At 62.1% G+C, this 14,304-nt stretch carries 16 protein-coding genes, 1 pseudogene and 1 riboswitch; of the genes and pseudogenes, 7 read left to right on the top strand and 10 right to left on the bottom strand.

Features of this window, described 5'->3' with window-relative positions; translation table 11 throughout:
- The first annotated feature begins 109 nt into the window (after positions 1 to 109).
- Positions 110 to 982: an HAD family hydrolase gene (locus IVB29_RS19005; RefSeq protein WP_247504892.1), complete on the top strand. Its 873-nt coding sequence runs from the start codon at positions 110 to 112 to the stop codon at positions 980 to 982.
- Positions 972 to 1,718, top strand: coding sequence for a hypothetical protein (locus tag IVB29_RS19000; RefSeq protein WP_247504891.1), 747 nt, complete (start codon positions 972 to 974; stop codon positions 1,716 to 1,718). The genes IVB29_RS19005 and IVB29_RS19000 overlap by 11 nt, the downstream gene beginning before the upstream one ends.
- Positions 1,719 to 1,759: 41 nt before the next feature.
- On the opposite strand, the pseudogene IVB29_RS18995 reads toward IVB29_RS19000, so the two are convergent.
- Positions 1,760 to 1,996, bottom strand: a pseudogene (locus IVB29_RS18995) (mismatch-specific DNA-glycosylase); the annotation flags it as partial.
- Between the two features lie 100 nt (positions 1,997 to 2,096).
- On the opposite strand from IVB29_RS18995, the gene IVB29_RS18990 reads away from it, so the two are divergent.
- Together IVB29_RS18990 and IVB29_RS18985 are read left to right on the top strand one after the other, a co-directional pair.
- The gene (locus IVB29_RS18990) at positions 2,097 to 2,384 is read left to right on the top strand and encodes a hypothetical protein (RefSeq protein ID WP_247504890.1); all 288 of its coding nucleotides are present in this window, start codon (positions 2,097 to 2,099) and stop codon (positions 2,382 to 2,384) included.
- 265 nt (positions 2,385 to 2,649) lie between these two features.
- The gene (locus IVB29_RS18985; RefSeq protein WP_247504889.1) at positions 2,650 to 3,156 is read left to right on the top strand and encodes a class I SAM-dependent methyltransferase; all 507 of its coding nucleotides are present in this window, start codon (positions 2,650 to 2,652) and stop codon (positions 3,154 to 3,156) included.
- Positions 3,157 to 3,178: 22 nt separating this feature from the next.
- Here IVB29_RS18985 and thiC read toward each other — a convergent pair whose 3' ends face one another.
- From thiC to IVB29_RS18955, 6 genes are all read right to left on the bottom strand, one after another.
- On the bottom strand, positions 3,179 to 5,077 hold the full coding sequence (gene thiC / locus IVB29_RS18980) for a phosphomethylpyrimidine synthase ThiC (RefSeq protein ID WP_247504888.1): 1,899 nt from the start codon (positions 5,075 to 5,077) through the stop codon (positions 3,179 to 3,181).
- Between the two features lie 168 nt (positions 5,078 to 5,245).
- Positions 5,246 to 5,854, bottom strand: coding sequence for a thiamine phosphate synthase (locus IVB29_RS18975; RefSeq protein ID WP_247504887.1), 609 nt, complete (start codon positions 5,852 to 5,854; stop codon positions 5,246 to 5,248).
- The gene (locus tag IVB29_RS18970; RefSeq protein WP_247504886.1) at positions 5,841 to 6,623 is read right to left on the bottom strand and encodes a thiazole synthase; all 783 of its coding nucleotides are present in this window, start codon (positions 6,621 to 6,623) and stop codon (positions 5,841 to 5,843) included. The genes IVB29_RS18975 and IVB29_RS18970 overlap by 14 nt, the downstream gene beginning before the upstream one ends.
- Before the next feature lie 192 nt (positions 6,624 to 6,815).
- Positions 6,816 to 7,013 carry a sulfur carrier protein ThiS gene (gene thiS, locus IVB29_RS18965; protein ID WP_092021728.1) on the bottom strand — a complete coding sequence of 66 codons (198 nt, stop codon included), beginning with the start codon at positions 7,011 to 7,013 and terminating at the stop codon, positions 6,816 to 6,818.
- Entirely contained in the window at positions 7,004 to 8,023 is a 1,020-nt protein-coding gene (locus IVB29_RS18960) for an FAD-dependent oxidoreductase (protein WP_247504885.1), read from the bottom strand. Before IVB29_RS18960 ends, thiS begins: the two co-directional genes overlap by 10 nt.
- Positions 8,011 to 8,155, bottom strand: a riboswitch (TPP riboswitch). Its footprint overlaps the gene before it by 13 nt.
- Positions 8,156 to 8,181: 26 nt before the next feature.
- On the bottom strand, positions 8,182 to 8,721 hold the full coding sequence (locus tag IVB29_RS18955; RefSeq protein WP_247505142.1) for a lytic transglycosylase domain-containing protein: 540 nt from the start codon (positions 8,719 to 8,721) through the stop codon (positions 8,182 to 8,184).
- Positions 8,722 to 8,967: 246 nt separating this feature from the next.
- Between IVB29_RS18955 and IVB29_RS18950 the strand changes: the two genes are divergently transcribed.
- Complete coding sequence (locus IVB29_RS18950) at positions 8,968 to 9,183, top strand: hypothetical protein (protein ID WP_247504884.1); 216 nt, start codon at positions 8,968 to 8,970, stop codon at positions 9,181 to 9,183.
- Between the two features lie 2 nt (positions 9,184 to 9,185).
- On the opposite strand, the gene IVB29_RS18945 is transcribed toward IVB29_RS18950, so the two are convergent.
- On the bottom strand, positions 9,186 to 10,511 hold the full coding sequence (locus tag IVB29_RS18945; RefSeq protein ID WP_247504883.1) for an ATP-binding protein: 1,326 nt from the start codon (positions 10,509 to 10,511) through the stop codon (positions 9,186 to 9,188).
- Between the two features lie 13 nt (positions 10,512 to 10,524).
- Positions 10,525 to 11,265, bottom strand: a complete 741-nt coding sequence (locus IVB29_RS18940) for a response regulator (RefSeq protein WP_247504882.1) — start codon at positions 11,263 to 11,265, stop codon at positions 10,525 to 10,527.
- A 180-nt stretch (positions 11,266 to 11,445) separates the two neighbouring features.
- Between IVB29_RS18940 and IVB29_RS18935 the strand changes: the two genes are divergently transcribed.
- Both IVB29_RS18935 and IVB29_RS18930 read left to right on the top strand, forming a co-directional pair.
- Positions 11,446 to 12,030 (top strand): hypothetical protein, encoded by a 585-nt coding sequence (locus IVB29_RS18935; protein ID WP_247504881.1) that lies wholly within the window; start codon positions 11,446 to 11,448, stop codon positions 12,028 to 12,030.
- A 243-nt stretch (positions 12,031 to 12,273) separates the two neighbouring features.
- Complete coding sequence (locus IVB29_RS18930) at positions 12,274 to 12,804, top strand: PRC-barrel domain-containing protein (RefSeq protein WP_247504880.1); 531 nt, start codon at positions 12,274 to 12,276, stop codon at positions 12,802 to 12,804.
- Positions 12,805 to 12,902: 98 nt separating this feature from the next.
- On the opposite strand, the gene IVB29_RS18925 is transcribed toward IVB29_RS18930, so the two are convergent.
- The gene (locus tag IVB29_RS18925) at positions 12,903 to 14,114 is read right to left on the bottom strand and encodes an ABC transporter substrate-binding protein (protein ID WP_247504879.1); all 1,212 of its coding nucleotides are present in this window, start codon (positions 14,112 to 14,114) and stop codon (positions 12,903 to 12,905) included.
- Between the last annotated feature and the right edge of the window lie 190 nt (positions 14,115 to 14,304).

Below are 14,304 nucleotides of genomic sequence, written 5' to 3'. Positions count from 1 at the left end.
AAGTCAGGCATCAACTTGGCTTCACGATGCACACGATAGGCGCAATAAGTGCTGATTGAAGCGCGTCCCTGAGGATGTGCCGTACCGCTCTAGCATGAGACGTCCAAGAATGAAAAAGACTGCTCTAATCACTGACCTAGATAATACGCTCTTCGATTGGGTAGATCTCTGGTTCGCGTGCTTCTCGTCGATGCTCGACAGCATCGTGGACATTAGCGGAATAGCCAAGGATGTGCTCGTTCCCGAGATTGCAGCTGTCCACCAGAAACACGGAACTTCCGAGTATTCTTTTCTGATTGAAGAGATACCTTCTCTGAGGCCTATTCTTCGTGGTCGTAAGGCCACAGAGGTATTTGCTCCGGCTATTGAAATCTTTCGCCGTAAGCGACGCGATCACCTAGTCCTGTTCCCCACCGTCGCGGAAACCCTCTTGAAGATCAAAGGTAAGGGGACCCGAATAATTGGCTACACAGAATCGATGGCCTTCTATTCTAACTATCGCATACGGCGCCTGGGTTTAGATGGGGTGCTCAACTATGTTTTTTGCCCAGAGGATCATCGGCTACCCGAAGGGCTCAGTGAAAGCGACCTCCGGAACTATCCGGCCTCTCACTATGAACTGAAATACTCCAAACAGGAGTTCACGCCGCGTGGATCGAAGAAGCCCGATACGGCAGTCCTAGATGCGATTATTGCTGATCTGAACTTAAATAAGCGCGACTGCGTTTACATCGGCGATAATCTTTTCAAAGATGTCGCGATGGCACTTGATTGCGGCGTAGAAGACGTTTGGGCCAAGTATGGTCAAGCGCACAAGCGGCCTGAGTATCAGCTGCTAATTGACGTCACTCATTGGTCTCCTGATGAGGTTCAGCGCGAACAAACGATAAAGCAACGAGACGTAAATCCGACGCACGTTCTCGATAAGAGCTTCGCGCAGCTCACAGAAATGTTTGAGTTTGGAGATTTTCATGGCCAGTGATCTTCGGCTGCGAGATGAGCGGGCGAAGCAAATTGCCGACGTTTGGAAAACGGTCGTCGGTGTGCAAATGCATTTCAACGACATTGGGATGCGGATACGCGGTCTTTTCGTAACAATGCTGTTGGCCTTATTCGCGTCGATTGGCTTCTTGCTTGACAAGAAACTCTCTCTCTCGGTCTCTCGGGTCAACATTCAATTCGCAACCGTTGTGCCGATATTCGGCGTCTTTGTTACGATGCTGTTCTACTTCATGGACCGGTATTGGTTTCATAGGCTTTTAAAGGGTTCGGTGAATCATGCGATCGCAATCGAGAACAAATATCGAGAGCAGCTACCCGAACTCGCGTTGAGTGATCAGATCGGCCGGGAAAGCTTCTTCAAACCAACGGGCGTCATTTGGCTGGCCGCTAAAATTTTTGTTCGCCACGAGAGATTCAAAGAGAAGGGCCTCCTGCATTCCGATGGCAAGCTGGAGCTGTTCTATAAGCCTATGATGGTCGTCTTGGTTCTGACGTCCATTCTGTTGGCGGCACTAGGAGGTGTATCTCTGAATGGTAAGCATGATAGTGAGCGTGTGATCTCTACTCCCGCCGTCAGACCGGCGGCGGCAGCCGTGACACCAAGTCCACTGCCTTCGGCAACGCAAACTGCCTTACCCGTATCCTCGCCGCAACCCGCCTTGCCGACGCCTCCACCCAGCGTGACCACGCCACCAGCATCGACGAAACAAAAATAGGATTCGCTCCAAGGGTGATCGGCTGCGGCTTGCATTCAGCTTGGTCTAAAAGACAGCCGGGCCTTGAACCCCGGCACGTCGATCGATGCGGCCGCGATCTGGTGAACCATCCCGGCGCCCGACTTGGACAGATTGGTGAAGCTGATCCCGAGATGCAGCAGCCCGGCGAACTCGCTCGGCTGATAGCGCCGCGGCGTGATGCCCGCCTCATGGATCGCGCTCCAGAAGCGGTTGTGGAGATGGGCGTAGTAGTGCCCGACCTCGGCTAAGCGTCGCGCCTTCTCTTGCGAGCTGAAATCCATTTCCAATTGCTCTTTATAGTAGTATAGTAGAATACATACTCGTAAAAAATTGATCTCGTATTCATTTGGAGCCAATATGAAAATACCCGAAGTCGCAACGAAGATGCGCGAGATTGCCGGACAGATTCAAGGCGATTATCCGAAGGAAGCTGCTGAGCTTCTGGAACTGACGGAAGAGCTTCGGCGACGATCCGCAGCAGGACCGAGAGCTCCGGCCACAAGCACGCCAATGACGCCCGAGCTTGCGGAGGAAATCCGAGAATTCGCTAAGGACAATCCCGGTATGTCCCATCAAGACATCGGGGTGGTGTTTAACGTGAACCATGGTCGCGTCAGCGAAGCTATCCGGGGCAAACGGAAATAAACTTCGTTCGACAGGCGAATACTAGCCACTGCGTCCTTCACTCATTGCGTGTTGGCGTACACTCGCGTGGTGATTCGAATTCAATGGGAACGCTATGCAAAATGTGTCGCACGCTGTTATGTCCCAACGAATCGAGGCAAGGGATAGCCCCGATGATTTCCCTACGCCGCCTTGGGCAACGCGTGCGCTACTTGAGCACATCTTGCCGACCAAGGAGACCTTAATCGAGCAGTCGTGTTGGGAGCCGGCATGCGGGGCGGGGCATATGTCGAAAGTGCTGGGCGAGTATTTCCGAACAGTTAGGTCATCAGATGCTTATGACTATCAGTACGGTGATATCCGCGATTTCGTGACATCTTCGATCGAAGAAGGTTCATGTGATTGGATAATCACCAATCCGCCATTCCGCCTTGCTGAAGAATTTGTGTTGCGTGCCATGAGGGGTGCTCGCAGAGGGGTCGCCATTTTGGCTCGTAGCGTGTTTCTAGAAAGCGTAGGTCGATACAATGCGATCTTTCGCGACCGTCCGCCGACAAAGTTTGCGCAATTCAGCGAACGCGTTCCAATGGTGAAGGGTCGTCTTGATCGAAAGGCCTCGACTGCAACTGGCTACGCTTGGCTAGTCTGGGAAAGAGATGCAACAGCGCAGGTGCCGCAACTGATGTGGATTCCCCCCTGCCGAAAACAGCTAGAACGCGCTGAAGACTATGAAAATCCTCAGCGCGCAAGTATGAGCTATGATCCGTTCGGTAGTTTGCGTCCGCTCCCGTAACGATTGGCGCAGCGTCGCCCCCTCACAACACCCGATTACTCTCCTTCACCTTCTCCGCATCCAGATAAACGCTTGAGCCCATCTCCTTGAACTTCGCGCTCATCTGCTTCATGCCGTCCTCGGCGGTCCCGCTCAGCGACATGCCGATGCTGTTCGGATCATTCAGCGTCGCCGCGTAATCCCGCACATCCTGCGTGATCTTCATCGAGCAGAATTTTGGACCGCACATCGAGCAGAAATGCGCGACCTTGTGGGCTTCCTTCGGCAGAGTTTCGTCGTGGAAGTTTTTTGCGGTCTCGGGGTCGAGGCCGAGGTTGAACTGGTCGCTCCAGCGGAAGTCGAATCGGGCGCGGGAGAGCGCGTCGTCGCGGAGCTGGGCGGCCGGGTGGCCCTTGGCGAGATCGCTGGCGTGGGCGGCGATCTTGTAGGTGATGACGCCGACCTTGACGTCGTTGCGGTCGGGGAGACCCAGATGCTCCTTCGGCGTGACGTAGCAGAGCATGGCGCAGCCGAACCAGCCGATCATGGCGGCACCGATGCCTGAGGTGATGTGGTCGTAGCCCGGCGCGATGTCGGTGGTCAGGGGCCCGAGGGTGTAGAACGGCGCTTCGCCGCACTCCTTGAGCTGCTTGTCCATGTTGATCTTGATCTTGTGCAGCGGCACGTGGCCGGGGCCTTCGATCATGACCTGGCAGCCCTTGTCCCACGCGACCTTCGTCAATTCGCCGAGCGTTTCGAGCTCGGCAAACTGCGCGCGGTCGTTGGCGTCAGCGATCGAGCCCGGACGCAGGCCGTCGCCGAGCGAGAACGAGACGTCATACTTGCGCATCAAGTCGCAAATTTCGTCGAAGTGGGTGTAAAGAAAACTTTCCTTGTGATGCGCCAGGCACCACTTCGCCATGATCGAGCCGCCGCGCGAGACGATGCCGGTGACGCGGCTGGCGGTGAGGTGGATGTATTGCAGGCGCACGCCGGCGTGGATGGTGAAATAGTCGACGCCCTGCTCGCACTGCTCGATCAGCGTGTCCTTGTAGAGCTCCCAGGTCAGCTTGACCGGATCGCCGTCGCACTTCTCCAGCGCCTGATAGATCGGAACGGTGCCGATCGGCACCGGCGCGTTGCGCAAAATCCATTCGCGGGTGGTGTGAATGTTGCGGCCCGTGGAGAGGTCCATCACGGTGTCGGCGCCCCAGCGGATCGCCCACACCATCTTCTCGACCTCTTCCTCGACGGAAGACGTCACTGCCGAGTTGCCGATATTGGCGTTGATTTTTGTGAGGAAGTTGCGGCCGATGATCATCGGCTCCAACTCGCTGTGGTTGATGTTGCAGGGGATGATGGCGCGGCCGCGCGCGATCTCCGAGCGCACGAACTCCGGAGTGATGAAGGCGGGGACTTCCGCGCCAAAGCTTTCGCCGTCGGCGAGCGCTGCTTCGGCACGTTCGAGCTGTTCTTTGCGGCCGAGGTTTTCACGGGCGGCGACGTAGATCATCTCCTTGGTGATGATGCCGGCGCGGGCGAATTCGAGCTGCGTGATCTTGTGGCCGTCGAGGCCGCGCAGCGGCTGGTGATAGGCCGAGAAGGCGCGCGCGGCCTTGTCGGTGGAGACGCTGCCATTGTCTTCCGGCTTGATCTGGCGGCCGTCATATTGCTCGACGCCGCCGCGCTCCAGCACCCAGGCTTTGCGGCCGCGCGCGAGACCTGCGTTGACGTCGATGGTCACGCTTGGGTCGGTGTAGGGGCCCGAGGTGTCGTACACCGGCAGGTTCGGCTCGCCGGCGCCTTCGGACAGGATGATCTCGCGCAAGGGCACGCGGATGTCAGGGGCGGCGTCGGGCGACGCGAAGATTTTTCGCGAGGAGGGAAGGGGGCCGGTGGTGACGGCGGGGACGGTCTTGTCGGGGTTGGAGCGGATGTTCATGGGATCCTCCGGTTTAATTGGTATGCGTGTGCGTCGGGGCGACGCTGGTGAGTTCTTGCTCCGTCATTGCGAGCGCAGCGAAGCAATCCAGAATCTCTCTGCCGAGGCAGTCTGGATTGCTTCGTCGCAAGGGCTCCCCGCAATGACGAGTGGAAAGAGCGAGGCGCATCACGCCGCCTCCGCAGATAGGCCGAGCCATTGCCGTACCCGTGCGTCGGGGTCGGCATTCTGGGTGACGTCGGAAACGACAGCAATCGAATCCGCGCCCGCGGCAAAGATCTCCGCAGCGTGCTCGAACTTGATGCCGCCGATCGCGACCAGCGGGATGGTGCCGATACGCTTCTTCCATTCCGCGATCTTTGGAATGCCCTGCGGTTCGAAGCGCATCGACTTCAGCGTGGTGAAGAAGATCGGGCCCAATGCGACGTAATCGGGCTTTGCGGCAAGCGCGGTTTCGAGCTCAGCCTCGTCATGGGTGGAAACGCCGAGCGACAGGCCGGCCTCGTGGATCGCGTTGAGATCCGCGTCCGCCAGATCTTCCTGGCCGAGATGCAGATATTTTGCGCCGGCAACGACTGCCGCGCGCCAATAATCGTTCACCACGAGCTTGGCCTGCGTGCCGTTTGTGATCGCCAGCGCATCGGTGACGATCTGGAGCGCGTCGGCATCGTTGAGGTCCTTCGCGCGCAGCTGGATGGTGCCGACGCCGAGCTTTGTGAGACGCTCGACCCAGGCAAGGCTGTCGACGACGGGATAGAAGCGATCAGGATACGGCATGCCAGAACGGGGTCCCAACGACAGGGGTGGAGGGGGAGGCGAAGTCGCGGGCGTTCATCAGCCCGGCTTCGTAGGCGGAGCGGCCGGCATCACAGCCGAGGCGGAAGGCGTTGGCCATCGCGACGGGATCAGCGGCTTTGGCGATGGCGGTGTTGAGCAGCACGGCGTCATAGCCGAGTTCGAGCGCTTCGGCGGCGTGCGAGGGCGCACCGATGCCGGCGTCGACCACCAGCGTGATGTCGGGCAGCCGCTCGCGCATCAGCTTGAGCGCATCGCGGTTGGTGATGCCGCGGGCCGAGCCGATGGGAGCTGCCCACGGCATCACCACCTTGCAGCCGGCATCGACCAGGCGGTTCGCGACCGAGAGATCCTCGGTGCAATAGGGGAACACTTCAAAGCCGTCCTTGATCAGGATGCCGGCGGCTTCGACCAGGCCAACGACGTCGGGCTGCAGCGTGTCGTTGTCGGCGATCACCTCCAGCTTGATCCAGGACGTGCCGAACAATTCGCGCGCGAGCTTTGCGGTCGTCACCGCTTCGCGCACGGTGCGGCAGCCGGCGGTGTTCGGCAGCACGGCCACATCGAGCTCGCGGATCAGCTTCCAGAACGCATCGCCCGACTTGCCGCCGGCGGATTCGCGGCGCAGCGACACCGTCACGATGTTCGAACCGGAGGCGCGGATCGCCGATTGCATGATCGCCGGCGAGGGATAGAGCGCGCTGCCGATCAGCAGGCGGGAGGCGAAGGTTTTGCCGTAGAAGGTCACCATATGGGAGGTGTCTCCTCGTTAGCTCCCTCGCCCCGCTTGCGGGGAGAGGATTGGGGTGAGGGGGGCACTCCGCAGGGACGGTGACAGAGAGACTCGCGGAGAGTCCCCCTCACCCGGAATTTGCTTTGCAAATTCCGGCCTCTCCCCGCAGGCGGGGAGAGGCGAAGGAAGGCGGCGATGGCTTTCATCACCTCACCCTCCCTGCCGCGGCGTGATGATCTCGATCTCGTCGCCGGCCTTCAGGCTGGTCTCGGCCCAGCGGCTTTTCGGCACGACGTCGTAATTGAGTGCGATCGCGAAATGGGTGCCCTCGTAGTCGAGCTCGGAGAGCAGCGCGTCGACGCTGGCCGAGTTCACCTCGCGCTGCTCGCCGTTCACCATCACGCGCATTGCATCACCTCATTGTCGATCTGGCCGCGCTGGACGTATTGCAGTGTCAGCTCGGCCAGTGCCGGCGCGATCAGGAAACCGTGGCGGTAGAGTCCGTTCACGCTGATCTGGCCGCCGCGAATGCCGATACGCGGCAGATTGTCGGGATACGCGGGGCGAAGGCCCGAACCAAACTCGACGATGCGCGCCTCGCCAAACGCCGGATGCACGGCATAGGCCGCGCCCAAAAGCTCCAGCGCGGAGCGGACGCTGACGCCGGTATCCTCGGCCTCGATCGAGGTGGCGCCGAGCATGAACAAATTGTCCTCGCGCGGGATGACGTAGAGCGGCCAGCGCGGATGGATCAGCCGCACCGGGCGGGCCAGCTGCACCTCGCTGGTCTCGATCAAGATCATCTCGCCCTTGACGCCGCGCAGCTCAGGCTGCTCGTCGCGGGCGCCGAGGCCGCGGCAGTCGATCACGATGCCGTCGAGACCTTGCAGATCTCGGGCGGTGACGTCGCTGGAGAATTTGATGGTGCCGCCGGCAGCTTTGATGCGCTCGTGCAGCTTTGGCAGCACGCGGCGCGGCTCGACATGGCCCTCGGTCGGGAAGAACAGCGCATCGCGAAAACGGCCTTCCAGCGACGGCTCGAGCTCGGCGAGTTCAGCAGCATCGAGCCGGCGGTGGCCTTCCGTCATCCGCGCAAAACGCTCAAAATCGTTGCGCTCGCGCGGATGGGCGACGACCAACGAGCCGTTGAAGGGCGTGTCGGGCAGCTCGCGGCGCCAGATATCGAGCGAGCGCTGGCCGAGCCTGGAGATGATGGGCTCGGAAACCTCCGCCTCGCACCAGGGCGCGAGCATGCCGCCGGCCCAGTGGCTGGTGGCATCGGTCATGGCCGCGTCACCGCGCTCGTGGAGGGTCACGCAATGGCCGGCCTGCGCGAACAACAGCGCTTGCCAGGCCCCTGCAATGCCTGCCCCGATGATGGATACCGGTGAATCCGGACGTTTGGTCGTCTGCAACATCCCTGTCCCTTCGCCGGCATGACCCGGATCAGGTTCAAAGGGTCACCGCGGTCCTGGGCCGGCTTGCTGAAGTGCAGGCTTGCCCATTTAGCGGTATCTCAGCTCCTCCTCGGAGCACCCCTCGGAACGGCTCTAATGTAGGCCAGTGACGGCTGGTGTCAACGCATGTTCCCGGGAACCTGCGCCCGCGCATTGCGGACGCGCTGGGCCAGCTTCTTGTGCGGGAGGGTGCCGAATATCGGCTGCGGGTTGCCGTTCGGCTCCAGCCAGGTCTCAGTGCTGGCCTGTTGCACCATCTGCTGCCGCTGGTGCTTGGCAACGTAGTAATAGCCGCCCGCGAAATAACGCACCGCCCGGGCGTGGTCGCCATTGGCGGCGTGATAGGCGCCGGCGAGGTATTTGACGGCGTAGGTGAGATTGGTGTTGGGATCGCGCAGGCCTGCGGCATCGCCGGTGTAGCCGACGCCGCGCGCGGTCGCGAGCTTGATCTGCATCAGGCCGATGGTGCCGCCATGGCCGACCAGACCTGGCTGGTAGCGGCTCTCGCGCATGATCACGCGGTGCACCAGCGCCTCCGGTACGCCGTTGGCGCGCGCATGGGCCGCGACCATCTCGGAATAGTCGGCTTCGCCCGCGAAGGCGGCCTGCGACGACATCAGTCCGGCCGCAATGAGCGCGGCAACGCGTAAAATTTTCATCATATCCCTGATGTCCCCGAGCGGCGATGTCTTAAGTCACCTGCGCCCGGTGCCGTTAGGCCCCCCGAACGCGGCGATGATGTGACCAAACGCCGCCGCTCTCGATTTCGCGGCGCAGAGCCGTCGTGACGACTCAATTCTGGCGCAAGAGTTCCCTCAGGCGGGCAACTCGCGACAGCACGCCTGTCTATTCGCGCTAGGATGCGAAAGCGAGTATGAAGCGGTCTGCGAATCGGGAGAGGTGCCATGACAAAAACAAACATGGTCAAAGCCCAGACCAGCGATATCCCCAGACGGAATCCCTGTGCCCAGTGCGGCACGCCGATCGCGCAGCCCGACTGGATCGAGCCGGGCGAGGGGCGCGTGTCCTATCTCTGGACCTGCCACGCTTGCAACTATCGCTTCGAGGCGGTGGCAATCTTCGACGAGATGCCCATCGCGCACCCGCCGCTCGCGGCCTGAAGCTACGCAGCCAGCCGCGGCTGCTGCCACACCGGCAATTGCATCCGCACGATGAGCCCGTGCGGCTCGCGGTCGTGCAGCGACAGCTCGCCGCCATGGGCGAGTGCGATCGCGCGCGCGATCGACAGGCCGAGGCCGAAGCCGGTGGAATCGTCCATGGTGCGGGCGTCGTCGCCGCGCACGAACGGCTCCAGCATCTCCTGCTTGCGCGCGTCGGAAATGCCGGGGCCGTCGTCCTCGACGTCGATGACGAGTTTTGTGCCCGATATGTCGAGGCGGACCGTGACCTCGGCGCCGAAGCGCACCGCGTTCTCGACGAGGTTGGTGACGCCGCGATGCAGATCGTCGGGACGGGCCGCGGCGGTTGCAGATAGCGGGCCCTCGTAATGCACGACATGGCCCATGTCGCCGAACTGGTCGGCGATCAGTTGCAGCGTGCTGGCGATGTCGACCAGGGTCACCGCCTCGACCTTGCGATCGTTGCGCAACAGCGACAGCACGCTTTCCAGCATCGAACGCATCTGGTCGAGATCGATCAGCATGCGCTTGCGGTTGCCTTCGTCCTCGATGAACTCGGCGCGCAGGCGCAGCCGCGTGATCGGGGTGCGCAGATCGTGGCTGATCGCGGCCAGCATCTTGGTGCGATCGGACATCAGCCGCGCGATCCGCTCATGCATGCGGTTGAGCGCGCGCGCGACCGAGCGCATCTCCTCCGGGCCGCGTTCGGGCAGCGGCTCGCCGGCGACGTCCAGGCTGAAATTCTCGGCGGCCTTGGCGAAGGACGACAGCGGCGCCGCCAGCGCGCGCGCCGCCCACAGGCCGAGCACGCTGATGGAGATGAAGGCGGTCATCAGCGTCACCAGCCACGGCGCGCCCCAGAACCACGGACGCGGACCGCCGTCGACACGGCCGGCGATGATGGTGCCGTCGGGCAATTGCACGCCGATGCGCCGCGCACCGCCTTCGGGACCGAGCTGCATCACCTTGTAGGACTGGCCGAGGTGGCGGCGCATGCCGTGCACGTGCATGCCTTCGCTCTCGTCGACGATCGTCGCCGTGCCGGGCGCGATCGTCTCGAGGCCGAGCTTGGGGAAGGCACGGCTGAGATTGGCGATGAGGCGCGGCCGTTCACCGGCTTCGCTCGAGCCGAGCAGCAGCGCGGCATCGGTCAATTGATGGGCGCCGTCCGGCGGCGTGTCCAGGCGGTCCGGCCGGCTGATCAGGAAGGCGGCGGTGACGACGAGATGGAGCGTGACGGTGGACGCCAGCACCAGCGCGGCGATCTGCCCGCCGATACCCTTGAGATGGAAGAACCCGAACGGCCTCATCGTCGGCGTTCCGTCAGCTGCTCATGGGCGCAGCGACTGCTTCAGTCCTGGGCGTGAATAGATAACCGCCGGAGCGCACCGTCTTGATGATGGAGGGATCGGCCGGGTTGGGTTCGATCTTGCGGCGGATGCGGCTGACCAGCACGTCGATCGAGCGCTCGAACGAGCCGGTGTTGCGGCCCTGCGTGAGGTCGAGCAGGCTGTCGCGCGACAGCACGCGGCCGGGCCGTTCGCAGAACGTCCTGAGCAGATCGAACTCGGCGCTGGTCACCGCGACGCGCGCGCCTTCCGGATTGCGCAGCTCGCGCAGGCGCAGATCAATGCGCCAGCCCTCGAAGGCGAGCGTGCTTGCGCCTTCGATCGAGCTCGCCGCCTGTGCCGCGGCCTGGCGGCGCAGCACCGCGTTGATACGGGCGAGCAGCTCGCGCGGGTTGAAGGGCTTTGGCAAATAGTCGTCGGCGCCCATCTCCAGGCCGACGATGCGGTCGACGTCCTCGCCGCGCGCGGTCAGCATGATGATCGGCGTCTGTGCCTCCGCGCGCACCTTGCGGCACAGGCTGAGACCGTCCTCGCCGGGCAGCATGACGTCGAGGATGATGAGGTCCACGCGATGATCGGCCATGGCGCGCGACATCTCGCGGCCATCGCTCACGGCGGTGACATTGCAGGCGTTGTTGCGCAGGTACTTCGCAATCAACGTCCGCGTTTCGCGGTCGTCCTCGACGACCAGGATGTTGGGATTGGTGATGGCCATGCGCTTTGTTTGTCCAAGATTCGGGCCAAAAGGCGAAGATTTTTGTTTCAGATTGTTTCTGGACGTCTCTACGTAACACGCCGCAACGAGCAGGCAGTGGAGCGGCAAGATCTCGTTAAGGCCGTTAACCATATCGTGGCGCAATCGCGTACGAAACCCCGCAAAAACCACGGTATCATCATGACCTCGATTTCGGCGGCCTCCGCCGGTAATTACCAGTCTCCGCTGCAAAAGCTGCAGCAGGAATTGCAATCGGAAGTGTCCGACGGCACGATTTCGTCGTCGGACCAGTCCGCCCTCACGACCGCCCTGCAAGACATCGATACCGCGCTCCAGCAGAGCCGCTCCAGCGATCAGTCGAGCGGCGCCAGGCCGTCCAAGGACGGCCTGAAGTCGAAGATCGACGACCTCATCTCCGGCGAGGTCTCGAACGGGACGCTGACGTCGGACCAGGCCACCGAGCTGAAGGGCGTGTTTCAGTCCGCCTTCGCCAAGGGGCCCGGCGGCCCAGGCGGTGCGGGCGGCCCCCCGCCCGGTCCGCCGCCGTCGGATGGCGGCTCCCCTTCAGACTCGTCGTCGACATCGACCACGGATTCGACAAGCAGCAGTTCGACCGACAGCAGCACGGCCAAGCTCCTCGAGCAGTTCCTCCAGGCGCTGCAGCAGTCGCAATCGTCGAGCTCGTCCTACGGGGCCAACGGCAGTTCGACGAGCGCATCGAGCAGCTCGGACTTCTCCGCACTTCTGATCGACTACCAGAGCTGACTTCAAGAGCTGACTTCCAGAGCTGACCTGACGACGCAGGTCGGCGCGTTCCCCGCCACGCTCGTGCTCACCCAGGCGCACGGTCGTCGGCGGGGAATTGTGCATCTGGAACGTTCCCGCGCGCGGGAACTTTCATCGCAACGCAGCGCCATTATTGCGCGACGAAATTGCCGCGTCTCAGGAACTGCGAGTAGGCAGCGTTGTTCTCCCAGCACAAGTTTTCTGCTGAAGGAGAGGACAACAATGTTGATGAAATCGATCGCCGCCGGTCTTGCCGGCACGGCTCTACTTGCGACCGTTACGTTTGCGCAATCGCCGACCGCCACGACCGACACCAGCAAGGCACCTGCCGCGGCGGCAACCACCGCCACTTCGGCTTCCGGCGAGTGGCGCACGTCCAAGATGGACGGCATCAATGTCTACAACGACGCCAACGAGAAGATCGGCTCCATCAGCGATCTGTTGATGGACAAGAGCGGCAACGTCAAGCTCGCGGTCATCGGGGTCGGCGGCTTCCTCGGCATGGGCGAGCACATGGTTGCGATCCCGTTCGAAAAGCTGAAGTTCGTCAACCAGCCGGTTGCCAACACGACCGCGAACAACAGCGCCAATCGCCCGGCTGCGACCACGACTACCGGCGCTGCGACCACAGGCACTGCCAACAATAATGCGTCGACGACGTCGTCTTCGTCGAAGTGGTATCCGGACCACGCCGTGTTCAACGCGACCAAGGACGAGCTGAAGAACATGCCCGAGTTCAAGTACTCGGAGTAATGCGGCTCAGAACGCCTGCTAAACGAAGCGCGCCCGGTTTTCACCGGGCGCGCTGTCGTGACTTTGTTAGCCCGCCCCTTGCGGGGCGAGGGAGAATCTCAGTGCGTCACCAGCGGGCAGCCGCCCTTGTCGAGCGGGCGGAACGCCTCGTCGCCGGGCACGGTGGCAATCAGCTTGTAGAGGTCCCACTCGCCCTTGGATTCCTCGGGCTTCTTCACCTCGAACAAATACATGTCGTGGACCATGCGGCCGTCGATGCGGATCTTGCCGTTTTTGGCGAAGAAGTCGTTGACCGGCGTGGCGCGCATCTGCGCCATCACCTTCGGCGCCTCGTCGGTCGTGATGGCCTCGATCGCCTTCAGATAGTGCATGGTCGCCGAATAGAGCCCGGCCTGGATCATGGTCGGCATGTGCCCGACCTTGTCGTTGAAGCGTTTTGAGAAGGCGCGCGTCTCCTCGTTCATGTCCCAGTAGAACGCGTCGGTGACGATCAGGCCCTGGGTGGCCTTGATGCCTAGCGAATGCGTGTCGGTGATCTCCTGCAGCAGCGCGATCATCTTCTGCCCGCCTTGCACCAGGCCGAACTCGGCGGCCTGCTTCAGCGCATTGGTGGTGTCGCCGCCGGCATTCGCGAGCGCGACCACCTTGGCCTTGGAGGCCTGGGCCTGGAGCAGGAAGGAGGAGAAGTCCGACGAATTGAGCGGATGGCGGACCTCGCCGAGCACCTTGCCGCCGCTCTCCTTGACGACGTTGGCGGCGTCGCGCTGCAGCGCCATGCCGAAGGCGTAGTCGGCGGTGACGAAGAACCAGGTGTCCTCGCCGCGCTTCACCATCGCCTTGCCGGCGACGTTCGACAGCGCGTAGGTGTCGTAGGTCCAGTGCACGGTGTTGGGCGAGCAGGCCGGGCCTGTGATGTCGGAGGAGCCGCCGCCGGAATTGATGTTGATCTTGTTCTTCTCGCGCGTCAGCGCCGAGATCGGCAAGGCGACGGACGACGTCGGCACGTCGAAGATCGCGTCGACCTTGTCGTTGTCATACCAGTTGCGGGCGATGTTGACGCCGACGTCAGGCTTGTTCTGGTGATCGGCCGCGACCACCTGCACAGGCTTGCCGGCGACCTTGGCGCCGTAATCGGCAACCGCCATCTCGACGGCGGCAAGCGAGCCCTTGCCAGTTGCGTCCGCATAGAGGCTCGACATGTCCGTGAGCACGCCGATCTTGACGACGTCGTCGGAAATCTGCGCCTGCGCGGCGCCTGATGTGGCGGCGAGGGCAAGACCGGCCGCGACCACGGCGATGAGTTTTTGCATGTTGTTTCTCCCTTGGCGTTGTTGTTTGGGTTTGTTGCGGGGACCGTTGTAGCCACAATCGGTCGCGGCAGGTAAGCCAAAGATGCGTGAGGGGGCGGCGAATATGCAGGGCGCGATGGTGCTCTTACGCCTCTCCCCGCTTGCGGGGAGAGGCCGCAGCGCATCGGAGATGCGATGCGGATGAGGGGGA

This window comes from Bradyrhizobium sp. 1 (assembly GCF_023073315.1).
Classification (GTDB): Bacteria; Pseudomonadota; Alphaproteobacteria; order Rhizobiales; family Xanthobacteraceae; genus Bradyrhizobium.
The sequence above is the reverse complement of the archived record's forward strand: the minus strand, read 5'-3'. Positions and strand labels throughout refer to the sequence as shown.